The organism is Idiomarina sp. OT37-5b (genome assembly GCF_002968395.1).
Taxonomy (GTDB): domain Bacteria; phylum Pseudomonadota; class Gammaproteobacteria; order Enterobacterales; family Alteromonadaceae; genus Idiomarina; species Idiomarina aquatica.
The window spans coordinates 2,055,415-2,076,213 of the sequence record NZ_CP027188.1; the positions used below are offsets into that span (position 1 = coordinate 2,055,415).

Sequence of the window (20,799 nt, forward strand, 5' to 3'; positions counted from 1 at the left end):
CACGGTGCCTTTTGTTTTTGTGCTACTATGCGCAAAAATTCGTTCGGTAAATAAAAGACCATCACAGTGATCGAGAAACCCAAGTTTAAACTGTATTTTCTGCACCCCAAATTTTGGCTTACCTGGCTTGGTGTCCTGTTTTTGTACCTGGTATCGTGGCTGCCCTATCGACTGCAGCTGTGGCTGGGCAAAGGTCTGGGGCGATTGTTTAAAAAGGCGATGCCGCGCAGGGTTAATATCGCCCGTCGTAATCTGCAATTGTGCTTTCCTGATTACAGCGACGAACAAATCGAGCAACTGGTGACCAAAAACCTGGAAAATACCGGCATTGCCTATTTTGAAATCGGTATCGCCTGGTGGTGGCCCGATTGGCGTATCAAGCGCAAGTTGCATGTGCATGGTAAAGAAAACCTGGAGCAGGCTCAGGCTGGTGGCAAAGGCGTGCTGATGCTGCTGTTTCACTTCTTGAGCCTGGAAGTTCATGCCCGTCTGCACGGTTTTGTAAAGCCGGCGGTTGGACTTTATCGTCCACATAACAACGCGGTTATGGAGTTTTTACAAACCCGTGGTCGTGGTCGCTCAAACAAGTACATGATCCAACGACGCGATGTAAAAGGGATGCTTAAAGCCATCAGCAATGGTGAAATTGCCGGCTACCTGCCGGATCAGGATTATGGCCGCCGCCGCGTCGAGTTTGTGCCATTTTTTAATGTTCCGGACGCATCCACAACCACAGGCACTACGCTGTTTGCCCAACACAAAAATTGTAACGTGCTGGTCAGCCGTTGCGTTCGTCGCGAAGATGGCAGCGGTTACGACGTTTACTACGAACCGATGCTGCGGGACTTCCCAAGCGGGGATGATAAAGCCGATGCGGCGCGAATCAACACGTTAGTCGAGCAGGCCATTGAGCAAGCACCGGATCAATACCTTTGGGTTCACCGGCGCTTTAAAACCAGACCCACGGAGGATATGCCGAGCTACTATAACTAGTCAGGTTCGGCAAACACACGGTTCCAACAGTCAATAACGGCGTCACGTTCGCTACTTAAATCGTGCGTCACTAATGCCTGTTCGCCCTGCAAAGCCAGGGCATGACTCTCACAGCGCAGTATTTGGTAAGCATTAATCAGGTTCTGCGCGTCCAGCTCACTGATAATATGCCGTTGTTGCGCGGCTGTCAGCACGCGGATGTTGTCGCTGTAACGACACAACGACGGATGCTCATGCGAGTACGCCAACACCAGGTATTGAGTAATAAACTCAATATCAGCAATACCACCGGCGTCCTGTTTTATGTCAAAGGCCTGAGTCGTATCTGAGCGGCTTAGGTGCTGACGCATTTTGGCCCGCATCTCAAGAATGTCTTGCTTTAACTGAGCCTTATCCCGTTGCCGTGCCAGCATCGAGCGGCGAATGTCTTCCAGTTGGCTGCATAAGTGCTCGCTGCCATACACACAACGTGCTCGCACCAAGGCCTGCATCTCCCAGGTCCAGGCGTCCTCGCGCAAGTAACGCACAAAAGAATCAACCTGAGTGACCAGTAACCCGGCCTGCCCTGAAGGTCGCAAGCGCAAATCCACATCATAGAGGATGCCGGCCACGGTGCGGGTCGTGAACAAATGCAAAATACGCTGTGCCAAGCGCAGATAAAACTGCTGCACCTCGATCGGCTTGGCACCGTCTGTTTGCTCGCTGTAGTCCGCATCGCAGACGAACACCAGATCCAGATCGGAGCCATAGCCCAGTTCCAACCCACCCAGTTTGCCATAGGCCAGAACCGCAAACCCGGTATCGCTGGCTGAGCGACCCGGCGGCGTTCCATGTTTTTGTGCCAACTGCTGCCACGCCATCACGACCACTTCGGCAATCACAGCCTGAGCAAGGTAACTTAAATGATCACTGACTTTCATTAATTCCAGTGCACCGCTGATATCTGCCGCAGCGATTTTCAACTGTAATGCTTGTTTAGCCTGTCTCAACGCGTCCATCTGCCGTTCCAGATCCTGTTCCGGAATACGCATCAGGTATTCCCGCAACAGCGCAGGGTACTCTTCCAAATCGGCCAGTTGATACAATTGTTGCGGATCGATCAGTTCATCCAGCAACACCGGGTGTAAAGCCAGTTGTTCTGACACCCATGGGCTCGCCGCGCAAAGCTTACACAGCTGCTCACGTGCGCCCGGGTTTTCCGTCAACAACTCGATATAAGCGGTGCGGCTCATGATGGCGCGGATAACCGATAGCACGCGCTCCAGCAACTGCACCGGATGCTGCTGTTGCAAGATCTGTCGTAACAATACTGGCATCAGTCGCGTCAATGCCGCGCGCCCGCGCGGCCCCGAACTGCGTTTGCGCGTTTCCTGCCGAAAGGTCTTAATTTGCTGCCACAGTTCGGCAGCATCCACTTCGGTTTCCTGTTGCAAAATTTCAACCGCAGCGTCATCTTCCAGCATGTCCTGCCACAACACCTGCAGCCCATGCTCCTCTTCATCATCCTCTGACTGCGAGCCGATGACCTGGCGAAACTCCTGGTGGATACGCTGCATAACGTCATCGACACGTTGCTGTAACTGTTGCCACTCGGCATCGCCCATCATGTAACAGAGCTGCTGACGCAACCGCTCATCTTCAGGTAACTGTTGGGTTTGTTCGTCGTTAAGCTGTTGCAGACGATGTTCGAGTTCGCGCAGGTACTCGTAATCCTGCATCAATTGGTTGACGGTCGCTGACGCCATAAGTCCAAGTCGCTCGATTTGTGAAAACGCCTGATAGAGCGATTGTGTTTGCAGCGCTTTTTCCTGGCCACCACGAATCAATTGATGCACCTGCGCAATAAATTCAACCTCCCGAATACCGCCGGCACCGAGTTTTATATTGTTCTTTACGCCCTGACGCCGAGTTTCCTGGGTGATCAATAACTTCATCTTGCGCAGCGCTTCAATGGCACTGAAGTCAATATAGCGACGATAAACAAACGGCCGGATCAGCGACTGAAATAACTGGTTGTAATCCTCGTTCTGATTAATCACCCGCGCTTTGACCATGGCGTAACGTTCCCAGTCCCGCCCCTGCTCCTGATAGTAATGCTCAAGTGCGTTATAACTGGTCACTAACGGACCGGAGCTGCCAAACGGACGCAGCCGCATATCCACTCGAAACACCTGCCCGTCAGCGGTCGCTTCATCCAACGCTGCGATCAAGGCCTGTGCCAGCCGGGTAAAATAAACATTATGCTCAAGTGAGCGGCGCCCGCCGCTGGTTTCCCCCTGCTCCGGATAAAAAAAGATCAGATCGATATCGGACGAAAAGTTAAGTTCGCGACCGCCGAGTTTGCCCATCCCCAACACCACCAACGACTGCTCGTCGCCGCTAGCGGTATAGGCGCTCCCGTAACGGACTTTAAAATCCGTTTGCAACCATTGCAGAGCCTGCTGAATACAGGCATCAGCGATGGCACTGTAATGCGCCAGCGACGTTGACAGCGATACGTCACCGCGCAGTTCACGCCACAGCAGGATCGCCATTTGTGTGTGCCGGAAGCAGCGTAACTGCCGTTTTAACTGTTGTTCAGTGCTGCATTGCTGCAAGGCTTGTTGCAAGCGGTTCGCATAGTCCTGCTCGGCACAGGGCTGCGCCATACCGCTCAACAGCTTATCGCCATAACGTTCCAGTACTCGTGCGAAAAAATCACTGCTGGCGACCAGATTCCGACATTCGTCGTTTTCCTTTGCGGCGGGGTGGAGCTCTACGATGTGCTCCCAGATCCCGGCAGACTGCTGCAGTAACGATTTTGGCGGTAGTGAACTTAAATGATTCTGCATAACGTCCTTACAACTGCCAGTATGGCTCCCGTTTCAACGCGGCTTTACGTGAATACTCCAACGCTGTTAACAAGGATTCACGCTGCATACGCTGCCAATCAATCAGCTTTTCGTCATTGAAATCATCACTGTTTTTTACCGTTTCGTGCAAAATATGCAACGCGGTAATTTCACGGATACCCCGCGCCAAATCCTGCCACGGGGCGCGGAAACTGTCCCGGAGATTGGCGTCGAACAGTTGCCCAAAACAAATACCGAGCATCAGACTGTGCTGTAACTTTGGCAACAGCTTCAGGTAGCGTTCTTCACTCATGTCCTCCACCTGCTCAAACTCCTGTTGCACGTCGCGCCAGTCATCTCGTAACAGTGCCGTCGCCCATTGTTCACAGGGTTGTTGCATGTCGTCGGTTTGCTGACGTTCAATCATTAACCGTGATAAATCCAGCAACAGCAATTGGTAGTCCGACGAGCGCACCAGCTCCAGTAATTGAGTTAACTGAACCACCTGCTGCTGGCTATCCTGTAACGCTTCATAAAGACTGTTGTAGCGCTTCAGCGCACGATGGTAAGCGCCGTCTTCGGCGGTCAATTCAGCCAGTCCTTCAAATCGCTTCAGCCAACCGAAATGGGACAACATGGTGCTGATGCGATCGACCAACCCGGTACATTCGATGCCTTGGTTTGCCAGCAGCTCCAGTACTGATTTGCATAAGTAAATGCCGTCAGCCATTCCCTGTGCCGCGCGCACGTTGGCATGCCGTTCGAGACAGGATTCATTATGCTGCCAATGTTTTAAGCCATATTCCAACGCCCGGTAAAGCGCTTCGCCGAGACTGTGTTCGGCTTTGGTGCTGACAAAGTGGGTTTGTACAAAAGGTTCAAGCACGCTGCGGCCCGCCAACAGATAACCGCGCGCGGCTTTGCTGAGTGACCCCATGCGCGCGTTAAGCTGCTCCACCAACTGCTGGCCCAGGCGATAAACATCATTGATGTCGCCACCTTGCAACTCCAATTCAATTTCGGCAATGCGCTCAGAGGACTCCTGCGCCAGCACCTGACCCAGATCCAGCACCATTTCGATGACCCCATCACCGCTTTTCAGCAACCAACGATGGCGTTTAAAATCGGTCACAAACAATTGCTGCAGATCGCGTTGGACGTCATAAACCGGAAAATCGTCGGGCCAAATGTCTTCATCAAATAACGTCAGATCCGGCACCATATCCGCTATCGGAACATTGTATTCCGGGCGTTCATGCATCCCGCCGAGTACTCTTCCCGCCAGCTTGATGGTTTGTTCAAGTTGATCTCCTGAGCGTCTGATACGTAATCCCATATCGAACTGGCGTAAACGCAAGTCGCTCGTGTCGAAGTAGGCATTTTCGAGTTCAAGCTGCTGATAGTCAGCCGCAGTAGCAAAGGTTTCAGCCAGCTGCTGACAAACCGTCAGCGCATTGTCCCGCTGACTGGGTTCGATGACCAGTTTTAGCTCGAGCTCTTGCGACGTATTTTGCGACATACAATTATGGATTCCAGTGCTGTAAGGTGTGCTGCTAAAGGTATCGGCTTGCGCAGTCCGGGTCAACATAAAGCACGTTGACACTGGCTTGACAGCCCTCGTGAAAAGTTGCACCGTGGGCGAGCAAAAAGAACTCTTTACCGGGGCAAAAAGTCATTTATACTTGCGCCCGATTCCCAGCGTTGGGGAAGCACGCCGAGCTTCGGCCTGGCTTTACAGGAGATGCTATGTTTAAAGCGAGTGAGGTGCTATCCAAACAGCATCAGGCGGAGGACCTAAGGTCCTTACAGCAGGCAATCACCGACAACTATATTGTCGATGAAGACGCGTATATGCGTGAACTCTTGCCGCTGGTTCCTGCTGATGACGAAACGATTAGCGCAGTAACCGAACGCGCAGCTAAATTAGTTGAGCAAGTCAGAGAGAACGCAGCCAACGGCGTTGTTGATGCGTTTTTGCAAGAATACAGTCTGGACACCAAGGAAGGCATTATTCTGATGTGTCTAGCGGAAGCGTTACTCCGTATTCCGGACGCTTACACGGCTGACGCCTTGATCCAGGACAAATTATCCGGCGGTGACTGGCAAAAGCACATGGGCCAAAGTGCCTCATGGCTGGTCAATTCCGGTACCTGGGCTTTAGCCCTGACCAACAGTGTGACCAATCCAACGGGTAAAGCCATGGAGACCCCGCGGGGCGCTTTCCGTCGACTGGTACGTAAGTTAGGTAAACCGGTGATTCGCAAAGCCACCTACGCGGCGATGCAGATCATGGGTAAGCAGTTCGTGCTTGGCCGAACCATTGAGGAAGCCCTGAAAGAAAGTCGCGATAACCGCGACAAGGGTTATACCCATGCCTATGACATGCTGGGTGAAGCCGCGCTGACGATGAAGGACGCGGAGTACTATAAGCAACAGTACGTCAACTCCATCAAAACCATCACCAAAGAAGAGTTCAATAACCCGGATGCGCCGCGGCCGACCATTTCGATCAAATTGTCGGCTCTGCACCCTCGCTATGAGGCGGCAAACCACGAGCGGGTTTTGACCGAACTGGCAACCACCTTGACGGAACTGGTTAAATTGGCGAAAGAGGCGGACGTAGGTGTCACCATCGACGCCGAAGAAGCCGACCGCCATGAACTGTCTCTTGAACTGTTCGAAAAAGTCTATCGCAGTGGCGTGTGTAAAGGCTGGCCACGTTTTGGTCTGGTGGTACAGGCCTACTCAAAACGAGCGTTGCCAACGTTATGTTGGATTTCTGCGTTAGCCAAAGAATGCGGTGATGAAATTCCGGTGCGACTGGTTAAAGGTGCTTACTGGGATAACGAGATCAAATGGAGCCAGGAAAATGGCTTAACCGGCTACCCGGTGTTTACGCGCAAATCCCACAGTGACATCTCGTATTTGGCCTGCGCCCGGTACTTGTTAAGTGATGATACCGACGGTGCCATCTACCCGCAGTTTGCCACACATAACGCGCAAACCATCGTCTCGATTCAGCACATGAACGAGGCGGCACAACGACGCATCGAGTTCCAGCGCCTGCATGGTATGGGCGATAACCTTTACGACACCTTGATGGAGCAGGACAGTAAACTGGTCGTGCGCATTTATGCGCCTGTCGGTCCGCACCGCGATCTACTGCCCTACCTGGTTCGCCGCCTGCTGGAAAATGGCGCAAACTCGTCGTTTGTGCACAAATTACTGGATGCAGACACGCCGGTGATGGAGCTGGTTAAACACCCTATGGCTACCGCCTCGGGTTACGAAAAGTTCGCCAACAGCAAAATTCCTCTTCCCACTGAGATTTATGGGGATCGCACAAATTCGTTAGGATTGAATATGAATATTCACTCACAAGCAGATGATTTTATTGCTGCAGTGCAGCAGTACCGTGACAAGCAATGGCAGGGTGGCCCGATCGTTGATGGTAAAACCATTGAAACGGATCACCATGTTAGTATCACCAGCCCACAGGAAACCTCGAAACAAATCGGCAGCATTTACTGGGGTGATAAACAGTTGGCAGACAAGGCGCTGACCAGTGCGAATAAGGCCTACCGCGCCTGGCGTGAGGTTGCGGTCGAAGATCGTGCCAAATGCCTGGAAAAATTTGCCGATCTGATGGAAGCAAACCGCAACGAGCTGATCGCGATTTGCTCGCTAGAGGCCGGTAAAGGTCTGCAGGACGGTATCGACGAAGTGCGTGAAGCCGTTGATTTTTGTCGCTATTACGCCAATCAGGCGCGCAAGCTGATGGGCAATCCGATCAAACTGCCGGGGCCAACGGGTGAAGACAACGAACTGTTTGTTGAAGGCCGCGGAACCTTTATTTGTATCAGTCCGTGGAACTTCCCGCTGGCGATTTTTGTCGGTCAGGTTGCCGCGGCACTGGTTACCGGTAACTCCGTTATCGCTAAGCCCGCCGAGCAAACCGGCCTGATCGCCTACCGCGCGGTACAACTGGCACTGGAAGCTGGCATTCCGGGTAACGTCCTGCACTTTATGCCCGGCAGTGGTGCTGAAGTCGGTAGCTTCCTGACCTCACAGGAAGACATCGGTGGTGTTTGTTTTACCGGTTCAACCTATACCGCGCAAGCCATCAACCGCGCGTTGGCTGCCCGCACCGGTCCTATCGTCCCATTAGTGGCCGAAACCGGTGGTCAAAATGCCATGATGGTGGATTCCACCGCGTTACCTGAGCAAGTTGTCACTGACGTTGTTGCCAGTGCCTTCCAGAGCGCCGGTCAACGTTGTTCGGCATTGCGTGTGTTGTTCGTGCAAGAAGACATCGCCGACCGCGTCATCGATCTGCTGCGCGGCGCCATGGAAGAATTAACCGTTGGTGACCCGCTGTTGCACGAAACCGATGTCGGCCCGGTGATCGATGGTATTGCCAAAACCAACCTGGAACAGCACATTTCCGATATCCAGCAAGCTGGCCGTCTGATTGCTCGTGCACCGATGCCGGACTACACCATGGGTGGAACCTTTGTTGCGCCAACGGCCATCGAAATTGACAGCATCAGCCAACTGGTGAAAGAAAACTTCGGCCCTATCCTGCACGTCATTCGCTACAGCACGGATAACATCGACGACGTGATCGACAGCATCAACGGCACCGGTTTCGGCTTAACCTTTGGTATTCATAGCCGTAACGAAACCTTTGCGCATGATGTTGCCAGTAAAATCGATGTCGGTAACGTTTACATCAACCGTAACCAGATTGGCGCTGTGGTTGGTGTACAACCGTTCGGTGGCCGTGGCATGTCCGGTACCGGTCCTAAAGCCGGTGGTCCACACTACCTTACGCGCTTTATTACCGAAAAAACACGCACCGACAACATTACTGCCGTTGGTGGTAATGCAACCTTGTTGTCACTGGACGATTAATCGCAATAAAGCCAAAAGCCGGGGCCCCTGCCCCGGCTTTTTTGTGCCTAACGGTCACGCCTATCAATCACCGGGATGTCGCTGCCCTGTAATTGCTGTTCGAGCTCCTGATCGTGTATTACAGCGATCTCATAAAGTCGTCCCTGATCGGTAAATTGCAAAGCCGACAAGTCCTCCTCGTAACGCACCAGCTTCGGCGGTTGCGGTAACGAATGGTGCTTAGGCGGCAGAATAAACCGTTTTTCCAGCAATTGATTATCCGCCCAACGTGCTGCCAGCTGTTTCGGTCTGAAGCGAATGATAATGGCCGCAACCAGCGCCATTGTGGTCAGCGCGCCGATGGCAATAATCCACAATGGCACCACCCCACCAATATAGATTGCCATCCAAATGGCCAAAAAAAAGCCGCCCCAACCCTGGGGACGGCGACTGTCTCGATAAAACTCAACGTGGTCAGAATTCGTTGTCGTCATGCAGATATAAACTCTCACTTCCGTCTTTAATGGATGCGACCAGCGCATGTACGCGTGGTAAAATCCGGGCAAAATAAAACTTGGCGGTCTTTATCTTGGCGGCCAGATACGGCTTTTCTGCTTGTCGTTGCTCGGCAACGACTGCCATCCGTAGCCACAGATACGCGTAAGAAACATACCCGACTAAATGCAAATACTCAACGGCAACACTGCTGATGATGTTTTCATCGGTTCCGGCTTTTTGCAGTACCTCGGCGCTGACACCCTGCAATGCATCCATCGCTTGCTGCAATTGTGCGCGTTCCGTATTCCAACGATTATGCTGCGCAATTTCTGCAACAAACCCACTCAGTTCTTCCATGAACGGCTGTAACAGTTGCCCCTGCGACCCACAGACTTTACGTCCAAGCAGATCCAACGCTTGAATGCCGTTGGTGCCTTCGTAAATTTGCGCAATACGGGTATCACGAACTAACTGCTCCTGTCCCCACTCTCGCACATAGCCATGACCGCCAAACACTTGTTGCCCGTGAATGGTCGATTCCAGCCCGGTATCGGTCAGAAACGCTTTTGCAACCGGGGTCAATAGCGCCACCATCGCATCCGCCTTCTCACGAACCTTCGCATCAGAGGCGTATTTGGCTCGATCCAGTTGTTGTCCCACCCAGGTCGAAAATGCCCGGCCACCCTCGGTCAACGCCTTCATGGTCAGTAACATACGACGGACGTCGCCGTGGACTAAGATCGAGTCAGCCTCGGCTGCATCATTACGGGTGGCTTTTGCCCCGCGCCCCTGAATACGGTCTTTGGCGTATTCCAGCGCATTTTGATAAGAGCGTTCGGCAGCACCTAACCCCTGAATGCCAACCCCTAAACGTTCATAGTTCATCATCGTGAACATCGCCGGTAAGCCACGGTGAGGCTCTCCCACCAGCCAACCTTTAGCACCGTCGAAGTTCATTACACAGGTGGCGGAGGCGTGAATCCCCATTTTGTGCTCGACCGAACCGCAGCTCAGGGCATTACGTTCGCCCAGCGAACCGTCTTCATTGGGAAGAATTTTAGGCACTACAAACAGCGAGATGCCTTTAGTTCCGGCCGGTGCATCCGGTAGCTTCGCCAGCACCAAATGAACGATGTTATCCGCCAGGTCATGCTCGCCACCAGTAATAAAAATCTTGGTGCCGCTGATGGCGTAGCTACCATCATCATTCGGCACGGCTTTTGATTTGATGATGCCCAGATCGGTACCGGCGTGTGGCTCGGTCAGGCACATGGTGCCCGTCCATTCGCCGGCTGCCATTTTCGGCAGGTACTGCTGTTTTAGTTCTTCGCTGGCATGCAAATCCAGTGTCATGATGGCACCGGAGGTAAGCCCCGGATACAGCGAAAACGCGATGTCCGCACTGCAGAGCATTTCCTCATACTGAGCTGACAATGCCTTGGGTAAACCCATACCGCCAAACTCCGGATTGGCAGTGACACCGACCCAGCCACCTTCAGCGAGTTGTTTAAAGTTTTCTTTAAAACCATCAGGCGTCGTTACGTCACCATTATCAAAACGGATGCCCTGCTCGTCGGCCTGAAGTGATAACGGAGCGACCAGGTTTTCAGCCACTTTTGCCGCTTCATCAAGGATTGCGGTTGCGGTATCCACGTCCATCATTTCTGCTAACTCGGCTGCTTGCTGCCAGTCAGCGGCTACATTAAAGACATCGTGCAAGACGAAGTCCATATCATCACGTGGAGCTCGATAATCTGCCATGGGGAAACCTCTTAACTAAACGGTTATTTCAAACAGGTGTTTGATTTATCCGGTTAGATTAAGAAGTTCCCGAGCTAATGTCAATCAGCTATTCGTTAAGCCCGTTCCAGTCACTGAGCGCATCAATACTGAAAGCCTGTCCATCGCGCGACAGCACCAGCCGTTGCGGTTCAATCTGTTCAATACGCAGCCCGTTAAAACGTTCGCCAACGTAATAGCGTTGTTGATTTAACTCCACCCATCGCTGCTCGGGATCGGATAGGTACATGTGCCCGTCATAGCTGAACGGTGCCACTTGCTGTTTAAAGCTGTCGCTCAGTTCCGCCAACGGCGGCACCACGGAAGAACGGTTATCGTCCTGGTTAGCATTGCCGGCACTACTCTGCTGTACGGCCTGCTCAAACTTCGCTAATAGTTCCGGCGATACCTGATTAAGATCCAGAGGCTCGCGTTGGTTGTTTCGTGATTCCGGTTCCGGCCTTACCACAATCGGCTCGGCGTCAACTCGGGGGCTTTCTTCAGGTTGCTGTGCCGGCCAGCTCACTGAGCTCACCTCGTAGCTTTCTCCCAGTTGGTAATCGGATAAGGCGCTATTGGATTGCGACGGCTGCTTGTTATCCTTGTCATCAGCGGCCAGCAGTTGCCAGCCAATAAACGCCAACAGCATAATGATCACGAGGCCTAAGGCGACCAACCACACTGTCATCCTGCCACCCCGCTCGGGCGCATCAACAAGTGATGGATCCAAATCGCTACCACGGTTTACCAACGGCGATTGTTGTTGTTTCAGCGCTTTTAATAAGGATGACATGAGTTACTCCTGCGCCTCGCTCAATCGCGGCACGTTGGCATAATAACGGGCGCTCAACCACGCCAGTGTGGGGGCATCTAACTGACCGGTTACCGGCAGCCCCTGCTGTCGTTGTAACCGAGTAAACTGTTCGCTTGCGGATAGGTTGGCATCAGCGGCCGGCAAGTGCCGCTTAAGCTCCTGTTGCAGCCACTGCTGTTGCTGTTCTTCATCCATCGCCGCGGCCATAAAAGGATGTCGATACAACAACAAGATGTCGCCGTTCCAGCCCTGTGTGTCAACGGCTTGTTGCTGGCTCACCAAGGTTGCCTCACGCTGTTGTCGAAACAGAACTACCGGATAATCAATCGCACGCAACTCACGCATACTGAGCGGTTGCCGTAAACAAGCAAGCTGATACTGCTTAACCCAGTCACAAAACCTTTGTTGTTGCGGTGGTTGTGGTAACTCCCAGGCGCGGGCAAGTGCTGTTGCTGCCTGATAGTCCGTGTTGCGCGACTCACTCTGTGACTCGGCCGCGGCAGATCCTGCCGATGCCGGCAATCCCTTTTGCCATTGCCAACCGGCTACAGCCAGCAACGCCATGACCACAATGATCAGTAACCACAGCAAAAATGAACGCCCCGATGCGCGCTCTGGCCGAGCCGGCCCTTCCAGCTCTGCCACGGCAGTTTTAATGTGTTTCGGTTGTACCGCGGCAGCGCTATCGGTGTAGGCGGCCAGTAAAGCGCGATCACACACCAGGTTGAGTAGCCTGGGGACGCCCTGAGTCGCCTTATGGGCAGCAATACAAGCGGCATGGCTAAACAATGGCTTTACCGCGCCGGCAATTTGCAAGCGATAAGCGATGTAACGCTCAGTGTCTTTTTCGGTCAGCGGCAGGATGTGATAACGCGCGGTGATGCGTTGCGCAAGCTGTCGTAATTCACGCCGCCTCAGTAAGTCCTGTAACTCCGGCTGCCCGATCAAAATCACCCGCAGTAGTTTTGCCTGGTGCGTTTCCAGATTGGTTAACAGCCGCAACTGCTCGAGCACCTGGGGTTTTAAGTGTTGCGCTTCGTCAATCAGAACAACGCACTGTTCACCCCGTTCATGGGCTGCCAGCAAAAACTGGCTGAGCTTGTCGGTTAAGGTTTTACGCGTGGCACTGCGTTTCTGATAACGGATGCCAAACTCATCGCACAAACTCGCCAGTAATTCGTCTTCGTTGAGCATTGGGTTTAGAATAAACGCGGTATTGGTGGTTTCCGGTAACTGCTCTAACAACGCTCGTGATACAGTGGTTTTGCCGGTTCCCACTTCGCCGGTTAATAAAATAAAGCCGCCGCTGCCATTTAAGCCTTGAGTTAAGTGCGCAAGGGCTTCCTGATGGCGCTCGCTCAGATACAGGTAATGCGGATCCGGTGCGATCGAAAAAGGCGCTTCTTGTAAGCCGAAAAAATTTTGATACATAACCTGGTTGCGTCATTTTTTGTTGTCAGTGTAACGACTCACTTGCAGTTGGGCTAGTGATTCGACAAGATCAGGAAAAAAACACAGGAGTTAGCGTGAAAACCTATTTAGTCGGTGGCGCGGTGCGCGATAAATTACTCGGTATTGAACCGCACGAACACGACTGGGTCGTTGTCGGCGCCAGCGCCGAAGAAATGGAACGACAAGGTTTCCAACAAGTAGGGAAAGACTTTCCCGTGTTTTTGCACCCACAAACTCAGGAAGAGTATGCCCTAGCCAGAACCGAACGCAAAGCCGGAAAAGGCTATAAAGGTTTTACGGTAAACGCTGACCGCTCCGTCACACTGGAGCAGGATCTCAGTCGCCGCGATCTCACCATTAATGCCATTGCCGAGGATCCTGACGGCAACCTGATTGATCCGTTCGGCGGCCAACGTGATATCCGGCAGCGGTTGCTGCGACACGTTTCCGATGCCTTTGTCGAAGATCCATTAAGGGTGTTGCGCATTGCGCGTTTCTGGGCTCGGTTTGCTCACCTGGGTTTTCAGGTTGCCGACGAGACGCTTGCGCTGCTTGCGCAGATGGTTGCCTCCGGAGAGCTCCAACACCTAACTCCGGAACGGGTATGGAAAGAATGGGAGAAAGCACTGGCAACGCAGGCGCCGGATAAATTTCTGCAATTGTTGGTAACGCTCAACGCAGAACAGCAGGTGTTTCCCGAGTTGCAGATTACTCAGCAGGTACTGCAACATCAACGCCAAGTTTCTGCGCTAACCAAGGATACTATTTTGCGCTTTGCCAGCCTATTTATCAGCCAGCCACAACGCTTCGATGTTGCTGATTTTTGCCGCCGGCTGGCCGTACCCAACCGCTACAAGGAGGCCGCGCAACTGGCTCAGGCGCAGCAAGTGCTGTTACTGCAAACCGATACCATCAGCAGTGAGCAGTATTTTAATCTGCTCGGTGAGTTGGACTACTGGCGCCGACCAGAGCGACTCAATCAATGGTTGATGTTAAAAACCGCGTTACAGCCGGGCATACCCCAACAACAAGTACGGCAAGCGGCTGCTACTGCGGCAACCGTGACGGCACAGGAATTGTTGCAACAGGGGTTTACGGGCAAAGCGCTCGGTGAAGCGCTGACCCGACGTCGCCGGCAAGTTTTTCTCGAACAGCTAGAACGGTAGCCAGCGCTCGTCGGTCAACGGCGCTAATTGTTGTTGTCCCTGATATTCACGCCATAGCTGAGCATAGGTTTTATGCACCAACGGATGTTTACGATTCGGAGCGATGTCGGCGAGCGGCCAGAGTACGAATGCGTTTTCAAGAATTTCCGCACGCGGTAGCTGCGGATGCTCAGCGTTCAGCTCATCATCATAAAGCAGCATATCAATGTCGAGAGAGCGCGGGCTGTACTTAGGACTGTTCGGTGAACGTCCATTGCGCTCTTCGATGTCTTTGCAGCACTGCCAGACCTGCTGTATGGAAGAGTCGGTACGGACTTCAACCACCAAATTATAGAAATCGGAGCCGGCAAAACCCACCGCGCGACTCTCGAACACCCGCGAACGCTGACGCCACTCAAATTGCTCTGCTAATGCGATAACGCCACTGAGAATGTGTTGTTCGCGGTCGATATTGGAACCTACCCCTAAAAATACGGTTGCCATAAACGACTCAGAACCTCAACCAAAGGGGCTGTCAAATTGACGCCGGCTAATGCTCACGGCAACATTGGCCGCGCGTGGGACAGCGCCGGGCTTACTGACTTTGACCTCAACTTCGCGCACGCCAAATTGCTGTAGCACCAGTTGAGCGATCCCTTCAGCTACGGTCTCGATCAGTTGCCGCGGTTTTTGCTGGACCCACGCAGTAACGGCTTCTGTCACTTTGGCATAGTCCAGCGCCTGCTCAATATCGTCTTTTTGCGCTGCAGCCTGGATATCCCATGCCATTGCCAAATCAATCAGCAGACGCTGAGTCTGTTGTTGTTCCCACTCATAGACACCAATAACTGTATCTATTTGCAATCCTTCAATATGAACCCAATCAAGATCGGATGCTGACATGCTAATCCACCATTGGTATTTCAACGTAAAAGCGCTTATTCTAAAAGTCGCTGAATTCATTGCAGTCTACACCAAACATTTAGAGAATCGTACCCTATGACCGCACTGACCCTGCTGATGATTTTGGTTGCCTATTTACTGGGCTCAATCAGTAGCGCCGTTCTCATTTGCAAACTCTGGGGCTTACCAGACCCGCGCAAGCAAGGCTCGGGCAATCCCGGAGCAACCAACGTCTACCGCATTGGTGGCAAGGTGCCCGCCTTTCTGACGCTCTGGTTTGATGTGTTAAAGGGGATGGTACCGGTGTGGGGTTCGTACTTTCTCGGCATTGAACCTTTCTTTCTGGGGATTATTGCGGTGGCCGCCTGCCTAGGCCATATTTTCCCGCTGTATTTCAATTTTCGCGGCGGAAAAGCCGTTGCCACCGCATTAGGAGCGATGTTTCCGGTCGCCTGGGAAATGGCATTGCTACTGATCGCCACCTGGTTGCTGGTGTTTAAAATTAGCCGGGTATCATCACTCGCGGCGCTGATTACTGTATGCCTGGCGCCATTTTATGCTTATTGGATAAAGCCCCAATACACCATTCCAGTGATAATGATTTCCGTATTGATCGTATGGCGCCATCAGGCCAATATTCTGCGCCTCAGCAGTGGTGCCGAGGCGCCGTTTAAACGGCGCCGGGATTGAGCTAACCACCAGCCTTCATCGGTGACAAATCGGTCATTGGCCAGCGTGGAAAGGTTTTGATCGCCAACGGTTGCCGCTCTCCGGCCTGCAAGCGTAACGCGCCGGCCAGGGCGATCATGGCACCGTTATCAGTACAAAACTCGGTACGCGGATAGAAAACCTCGCCCTTTAGCTTTTTCATTAATGCGGCCAGCTGTTCACGCAAGTGTTTGTTTGCGCTGACACCGCCGGCAATCACCAGTCGTTTATAACCGGTTTGCTCAAGTGCACGGCGACACTTTATCACCAGAGTATCAACAACCGCATCCTCGAAAGCCCGGGCAATATCAGCCAGTGTCTGTTGTTCATGATCACTGGCAGCCAGCGTGTTCGCCGTAAACGTCTTTAAGCCACTAAAAGAAAAGTCCAGCCCCGGGCGATCCGTCATCGGCCGTGGGAAACGATACAGACCACTGCGCCCCTGCTCGGCCAGTTTTGCCAATCGTGGTCCGCCCGGATAATCAAGCCCCATCAGTTTGGCCGTTTTGTCAAAAGCTTCACCGGCGGCATCATCAATGGATTCACCCAGCAAGGCATAGTCGCCTATGCCTTTCACCTGCACCAACTGTGTGTGTCCGCCGGACACCAACAAGGCGACAAACGGAAACTGCGGCTGGTTATCTTCCAGCATCGGCGCCAGCAAATGGCCTTCCATATGATGCACACCGACGGCCGGTAATTGCCATCCATAGGCCAGACTGCGACCAATACAGCTCCCCACCAACAACGCGCCCACCAAGCCGGGTCCCATGGTATAGGCAACCCCATCCAGTTGCGCAGGGGTTAATTGTGCTTGTTCCAACGCCGCATTAATCAATGGCAGCGTTTTACGCACATGATCTCGTGAGGCCAGTTCCGGCACCACGCCACCATAGTCTGCGTGCAATTTTACTTGAGAATACAGCTGATGAGCCAGCAGGCCCTGCTCGGTGTCGTAAATCGCAATACCGGTTTCATCGCAGGAAGTTTCAATGCCTAATACTCGCATAGGGTTCGCGCTCTGTTGCAGTTAACGTAATCAGGCGACAGTTTACCGTATTTTTTATCGTCAATCTGCCCAAACTGTGTCAGTTTATGGCAAACAAAAATAACCAGAAGGACATTTCCATGAAGACAACGACGTCAACGCTCAAATCCCTGTTTCTGGCCAGTGCCATTGCACTCTCGCTGAGTGCCTGCCAGACAACCGACTCGACGCAGCCGGAACCCTTTGCCTATCAGCAGGCTTCGGTTGCCGATCTGCAACGCGCGATGCAAGACGGCGAACTCAGTGCCGAGCAGCTCGTACACTACTATTTGGACCGTATTGCACGACATAATACCAAGGGTTTTGAGTTGCGCGCTGTCATCAGCGTCAATGAACAGGCGCTGGCAGATGCCCGTCGTCTTGATGCCGAACGCGAAGCGGGTAAACTGCGTGGGCCTCTGCATGGTATCCCGGTATTATTGAAAGATAACATCGACACAGCTGACGGCATGCCCAATACCGCAGGTTCCGTTCTGTTCGCCAATAACTTTCCGGCCGACGATGCTTTCCTAGTTGAGGAGCTGCGCGCCGAGGGCGCTATTATTCTTGGCAAAGCGAACCTCAGCGAATGGGCCAACTTCCGCTCAACGCGTTCCAGCTCCGGCTGGAGTGGCGCTGGCGGCCAAGCCGTGAACCCCTATGACGCAACTCGCTCTACCTGCGGTTCGAGTGCCGGTTCGGCCAGCGCCGTGGCGGCCGACTTTACCGCATTAGCGGTAGGCACCGAAACGGACGGTTCGTTAGTGTGCCCCGCAGCGGTCAACGGTATCGTTACCATCAAACCGACGCTTGGCCTGATCAGCCGTGACGGCATTATCCCTATTGCCCACAGTCAGGACACGGCAGGGCCGATGGCGCGCACCGTAACCGGAGCTACCCTGATGCTGCAGGCAATGGCTGAGTATGATGCCAATGACACTGCTGGTTATGCGGCCAACAGCGACTTTACCAGCCACTTAAAAGCCGATGGCTTAACCGGCAAACGCATTGGTGTGGTGCGTAACCTGATGGGCTATAACGAGTTGCTCGATCAGCAGTTCGAGCAACAACTGGACGTTTTACGGGCGCAGGGAGCCGAACTGGTGGATGTTCGCATGCCAACCTATGGTCAATATGGTGGCGATGAATTTACGGTTCTGTTACACGAGTTTAAGTACGACCTGGAAAGCTACCTCGCCAGTAGCGACCTGCCCTACAAAACGCTGGATGATCTGATAGCGGCCAATCAACAGGCCGCCGATCAGGAGCTGATTTATTTCGGCCAGGAACTGTTTGAAATGGCAGCGGCCAAGTCGGAAGCGGATCAGGAGGAGTACGAAAAGGCGTTAGCCAACAGCAAACGCCTGGCCGGTAAAGAAGGCATCGATGCGATGTTGACCGAGCACAACCTCGACCTGTTAGTGGCACCGACCACGTCACCGGCCTGGAAGATTGATCGTGTCAATGGCGATAACTACTCCGGCTCGGCAAGTTCTCCCGCGGCGGTAGCCGGTTATCCACACATCACCGTACCGATGGGCTTTGTACAAATTGGTGAAGAACCCGCGTTACCCGTGGGAATGAGCTTTTTCAGCACGGCACGTGCCGAACCGGTGTTGATCGAGGCGGCCTTTGCTTATGAACAAGCCAGTCAACAACGGCGCGCTCCGCAACTGGACTAATTAGGAAGCGTTAGCGTTTGTTCAAGCAGCGCCCGGCCATCGACGTCGCGTAGCGACAAAATGAGTTCGGGCGTTTGCTGCCAACGCACTTCAATTTGACCATAACGGGCGTTTTCCTGCGCCTTCCCCTGTCGTTCGTTGTAAGCATAGGGCGTGTGACTTTCCGCTGACAAGTAACCGGACGTTACCTGCCATAACGGATACTCCAGTATCCCGTCAACTTTTACCAGTTCACCGAAGCCCCTGTCGCCGACCGCCAGCACCAAACCGTTTGGCTGTACCTCTTGTAACAACTGCTGCAAACGCTGCTGTTCCTGTGCGTACATGGCCCAACTGTCGTAGCCATTGAGCGGAGCAAAAAAAGGCGTTGCACTCATCAATACCCGCACTTCCGCGGGTTTTTGCAATTGTTCGCGCAGCCACTGCCATTGCTCATCTCCCAGCAAACGACCGCCGGGACTGGCCTGATAAGGCCCGAGGTTATCGTCAAAAGAACGCTTAAGCCGTTCAAACCAGCCAACCCTGCTCAGCGCATCCCGGTTCCAGCGACCATCCAATAGAATCACCTGCACCCGTTGTGGCGCGTCGCCAAAAATGACCGACTTGGCGATACCATGCTGTTGAAACATTCGCGGCGAACTGATGGGTTCGCGCCAAAAGGTCAGAAAGTGGTTGCGTACGGCGTACTTGAGCGGATTATTTGCGCCACTATAACCGTCAATTTGGTAATCCATACGATTCCACACGGCCATCACGGCCGACTGTCGACGCAGTAAACGAGGCCCGCGAAAGCGGTTTAGCACCTCATAGGCTTCCAGCATGTCATCCATGTCACCCGCGTCAACATCGACCGTATCCCCTAAAAATACAAACACTTCAGGATCAGCCAGATTCAGGGCATCAAAGACCTCTTGGCGCTCGCTATGATCCATACAACAACCAAAGGCCACTCGGGTTGACTGTTGGGCGGCAACATTCGACGCAACCGTTACCGTCAATAGAACGCCCAGCAGTAGTCGCAATACCATCAAAACTCCTCTTTATTGACCGCGCAGCGACGCGCTTCCTGTGCTTCTATATCGCCCCGGGCAAGCAATTTCTTTAATGCTTGATCGAGGGTTTGCATACCACGTTCCCCACCGGTCTGAATGGCCGAGTACATCTGCGCGACTTTGTCTTCCCGGATTAGGTTTTTAATGGCGGAGTTGCTGAGCATGATTTCATGCGCCGCTACCCGGCCGCCCCCAACACGTTTCAGCAGCGTCTGCGAAATGACCGCGCGCAAAGATTCCGACAGCATCGAACGCACCATCGGTTTGTCGTCCCCCGGGAACACATCAATGATACGATCGATGGTCTTTGGGGCTGACGTGGTATGCAACGTTCCCAAGACCAGATGCCCGGTTTCTGCGGCCGTCATTGCCAACCGGATGGTTTCCAGATCACGCATCTCGCCGACCAGGATCACATCCGGGTCTTCCCTCAAGGCTGAGCGCAAAGCGGCTTCAAACGAACGCGTGTCCCGATGAACTTCCCGCTGGCTGACCAAGCTTCGTTGATTCTCGTGCACAAATTCAATGGGGTCTTCAATGGTTAGGATGTGATCCGAACGCGTGCGATTAATATAATCTACCATCGCAGCCAGCGTGGTGGACTTACCCGACCCTGTCGGTCCGGTAACCAATACCAGCCCACGAGGAGCATCGACAATATCTTTGAAAATTGCCGGAGCTTCCAATTCATCCAGCGTTGTCACTTGGTTCGGAATCATCCGAAACGCAGCGGCAATGCCTTTTCGCTGCGTAAACACATTGACCCGGAAGCGGGCGATATCGTCCAGTGTAAACGAAAAATCGCATTCAAAGCGCTGTTCATACTCTTGCTGCTGTGGCTCGGGCATGATCTCATATAACATGCGTTTTAACTCAGCAGCTTCGTGTACCGGTTGATTCAGCGGGCGCATATCACCATCTACCCGTATCATCGGCACACTGCCCGAGGATAAATGTAAATCCGAAGCGGATTGCTTCATACTAAAGGCTAATAAGTCAGTAACATCCATAACGACTCTCAT

16 protein-coding genes are annotated in these 20,799 nt (G+C 53.1%); 5 read left to right on the forward strand and 11 right to left on the reverse strand.

Annotated features, from left to right (window positions below; all coding sequences use genetic code 11):
- The first annotated feature begins 66 nt into the window (after positions 1 to 66).
- Positions 67 to 993, forward strand: a complete 927-nt coding sequence (lpxL, locus tag C5610_RS09770) for an LpxL/LpxP family Kdo(2)-lipid IV(A) lauroyl/palmitoleoyl acyltransferase (RefSeq protein WP_105306998.1) — start codon at positions 67 to 69, stop codon at positions 991 to 993.
- On the opposite strand, the gene glnE is transcribed toward lpxL, so the two are convergent.
- Together glnE and C5610_RS09780 are read right to left on the reverse strand one after the other, a co-directional pair.
- Positions 990 to 3,824, reverse strand: coding sequence for a bifunctional [glutamate--ammonia ligase]-adenylyl-L-tyrosine phosphorylase/[glutamate--ammonia-ligase] adenylyltransferase (gene glnE, locus C5610_RS09775; RefSeq protein ID WP_105306999.1), 2,835 nt, complete (start codon positions 3,822 to 3,824; stop codon positions 990 to 992). The genes lpxL and glnE overlap by 4 nt on opposite strands.
- Before the next feature lie 7 nt (positions 3,825 to 3,831).
- Entirely contained in the window at positions 3,832 to 5,343 is a 1,512-nt protein-coding gene (locus C5610_RS09780; protein ID WP_105307000.1) for an inorganic triphosphatase, read from the reverse strand.
- Between the two features lie 227 nt (positions 5,344 to 5,570).
- On the opposite strand from C5610_RS09780, the gene putA reads away from it, so the two are divergent.
- Positions 5,571 to 8,738: a bifunctional proline dehydrogenase/L-glutamate gamma-semialdehyde dehydrogenase PutA gene (putA, locus tag C5610_RS09785; protein WP_105307001.1), complete on the forward strand. Its 3,168-nt coding sequence runs from the start codon at positions 5,571 to 5,573 to the stop codon at positions 8,736 to 8,738.
- Positions 8,739 to 8,785: 47 nt separating this feature from the next.
- Here putA and C5610_RS09790 read toward each other — a convergent pair whose 3' ends face one another.
- The 4 genes from C5610_RS09790 to C5610_RS09805 all read right to left on the reverse strand — a co-directional run bounded on the left by C5610_RS09790 (position 8,786) and on the right by C5610_RS09805 (position 13,239).
- Complete coding sequence (locus tag C5610_RS09790; protein WP_105307002.1) at positions 8,786 to 9,211, reverse strand: hypothetical protein; 426 nt, start codon at positions 9,209 to 9,211, stop codon at positions 8,786 to 8,788.
- Positions 9,192 to 10,976: an acyl-CoA dehydrogenase C-terminal domain-containing protein gene (locus tag C5610_RS09795; protein ID WP_105307003.1), complete on the reverse strand. Its 1,785-nt coding sequence runs from the start codon at positions 10,974 to 10,976 to the stop codon at positions 9,192 to 9,194. Before C5610_RS09795 ends, C5610_RS09790 begins: the two co-directional genes overlap by 20 nt.
- An 88-nt stretch (positions 10,977 to 11,064) precedes the next feature.
- Positions 11,065 to 11,787 carry a general secretion pathway protein GspB gene (locus C5610_RS09800; protein WP_105307004.1) on the reverse strand — a complete coding sequence of 241 codons (723 nt, stop codon included), beginning with the start codon at positions 11,785 to 11,787 and terminating at the stop codon, positions 11,065 to 11,067.
- 3 nt (positions 11,788 to 11,790) lie between these two features.
- Positions 11,791 to 13,239, reverse strand: coding sequence for an ExeA family protein (locus C5610_RS09805; RefSeq protein WP_105307005.1), 1,449 nt, complete (start codon positions 13,237 to 13,239; stop codon positions 11,791 to 11,793).
- 95 nt (positions 13,240 to 13,334) lie between these two features.
- Here C5610_RS09805 and C5610_RS09810 point away from each other — a divergent pair, with 95 nt between their 5' ends.
- Positions 13,335 to 14,426 carry a multifunctional CCA tRNA nucleotidyl transferase/2'3'-cyclic phosphodiesterase/2'nucleotidase/phosphatase gene (locus tag C5610_RS09810; RefSeq protein WP_105307784.1) on the forward strand — a complete coding sequence of 364 codons (1,092 nt, stop codon included), beginning with the start codon at positions 13,335 to 13,337 and terminating at the stop codon, positions 14,424 to 14,426.
- On the opposite strand, the gene folK is transcribed toward C5610_RS09810, so the two are convergent.
- Positions 14,415 to 14,909, reverse strand: coding sequence for a 2-amino-4-hydroxy-6-hydroxymethyldihydropteridine diphosphokinase (folK, locus tag C5610_RS09815; RefSeq protein ID WP_105307006.1), 495 nt, complete (start codon positions 14,907 to 14,909; stop codon positions 14,415 to 14,417). The two genes, C5610_RS09810 and folK, sit on opposite strands and share 12 nt — an antisense overlap.
- Positions 14,910 to 14,924: 15 nt before the next feature.
- Entirely contained in the window at positions 14,925 to 15,308 is a 384-nt protein-coding gene (folB, locus tag C5610_RS09820) for a dihydroneopterin aldolase (protein ID WP_105307007.1), read from the reverse strand.
- Between the two features lie 96 nt (positions 15,309 to 15,404).
- Between folB and plsY the strand changes: the two genes are divergently transcribed.
- Entirely contained in the window at positions 15,405 to 15,998 is a 594-nt protein-coding gene (gene plsY / locus C5610_RS09825) for a glycerol-3-phosphate 1-O-acyltransferase PlsY (protein ID WP_105307008.1), read from the forward strand.
- Position 15,999: 1 nt separating this feature from the next.
- Here the strand turns inward: plsY and tsaD are convergent, their stop codons facing one another.
- Positions 16,000 to 17,025: a tRNA (adenosine(37)-N6)-threonylcarbamoyltransferase complex transferase subunit TsaD gene (tsaD, locus tag C5610_RS09830; protein WP_105307009.1), complete on the reverse strand. Its 1,026-nt coding sequence runs from the start codon at positions 17,023 to 17,025 to the stop codon at positions 16,000 to 16,002.
- A gap of 119 nt (positions 17,026 to 17,144) precedes the next feature.
- On the opposite strand from tsaD, the gene C5610_RS09835 reads away from it, so the two are divergent.
- Positions 17,145 to 18,725, forward strand: coding sequence for an amidase (locus C5610_RS09835; protein ID WP_105307010.1), 1,581 nt, complete (start codon positions 17,145 to 17,147; stop codon positions 18,723 to 18,725).
- Here the strand turns inward: C5610_RS09835 and C5610_RS09840 are convergent.
- Positions 18,722 to 19,753: an alkaline phosphatase D family protein gene (locus tag C5610_RS09840; protein ID WP_105307011.1), complete on the reverse strand. Its 1,032-nt coding sequence runs from the start codon at positions 19,751 to 19,753 to the stop codon at positions 18,722 to 18,724. The two genes, C5610_RS09835 and C5610_RS09840, sit on opposite strands and share 4 nt — an antisense overlap.
- Positions 19,753 to 20,787, reverse strand: coding sequence for a type IV pilus twitching motility protein PilT (locus C5610_RS09845; RefSeq protein WP_105307012.1), 1,035 nt, complete (start codon positions 20,785 to 20,787; stop codon positions 19,753 to 19,755). The genes C5610_RS09840 and C5610_RS09845 overlap by 1 nt, the downstream gene beginning before the upstream one ends.
- Between the last annotated feature and the right edge of the window lie 12 nt (positions 20,788 to 20,799).

What these genes read in the sequence shown, in the direction of transcription:
- glnE (WP_105306999.1), bottom strand. Translation starts at nt 3,824, where the DNA reads ATGCAGAATCATTTAAGTTCACTACCGCCAAAATCGTTACTGCAGCAG.
- C5610_RS09780 (WP_105307000.1), bottom strand. Translation starts at nt 5,343, where the DNA reads ATGTCGCAAAATACGTCGCAAGAGCTCGAGCTAAAACTGGTCATCGAA.
- putA (WP_105307001.1), top strand. Translation starts at nt 5,571, where the DNA reads ATGTTTAAAGCGAGTGAGGTGCTATCCAAACAGCATCAGGCGGAGGAC.
- C5610_RS09790 (WP_105307002.1), bottom strand. Translation starts at nt 9,211, where the DNA reads ATGACGACAACGAATTCTGACCACGTTGAGTTTTATCGAGACAGTCGC.
- C5610_RS09795 (WP_105307003.1), bottom strand. Translation starts at nt 10,976, where the DNA reads ATGGCAGATTATCGAGCTCCACGTGATGATATGGACTTCGTCTTGCAC.
- C5610_RS09800 (WP_105307004.1), bottom strand. Translation starts at nt 11,787, where the DNA reads ATGTCATCCTTATTAAAAGCGCTGAAACAACAACAATCGCCGTTGGTA.
- C5610_RS09805 (WP_105307005.1), bottom strand. Translation starts at nt 13,239, where the DNA reads ATGTATCAAAATTTTTTCGGCTTACAAGAAGCGCCTTTTTCGATCGCA.
- folK (WP_105307006.1), bottom strand. Translation starts at nt 14,909, where the DNA reads ATGGCAACCGTATTTTTAGGGGTAGGTTCCAATATCGACCGCGAACAA.
- folB (WP_105307007.1), bottom strand. Translation starts at nt 15,308, where the DNA reads ATGTCAGCATCCGATCTTGATTGGGTTCATATTGAAGGATTGCAAATA.
- plsY (WP_105307008.1), top strand. Translation starts at nt 15,405, where the DNA reads ATGACCGCACTGACCCTGCTGATGATTTTGGTTGCCTATTTACTGGGC.
- tsaD (WP_105307009.1), bottom strand. Translation starts at nt 17,025, where the DNA reads ATGCGAGTATTAGGCATTGAAACTTCCTGCGATGAAACCGGTATTGCG.
- C5610_RS09835 (WP_105307010.1), top strand. Translation starts at nt 17,145, where the DNA reads ATGAAGACAACGACGTCAACGCTCAAATCCCTGTTTCTGGCCAGTGCC.
- C5610_RS09840 (WP_105307011.1), bottom strand. Translation starts at nt 19,753, where the DNA reads ATGGTATTGCGACTACTGCTGGGCGTTCTATTGACGGTAACGGTTGCG.
- C5610_RS09845 (WP_105307012.1), bottom strand. Translation starts at nt 20,787, where the DNA reads ATGGATGTTACTGACTTATTAGCCTTTAGTATGAAGCAATCCGCTTCG.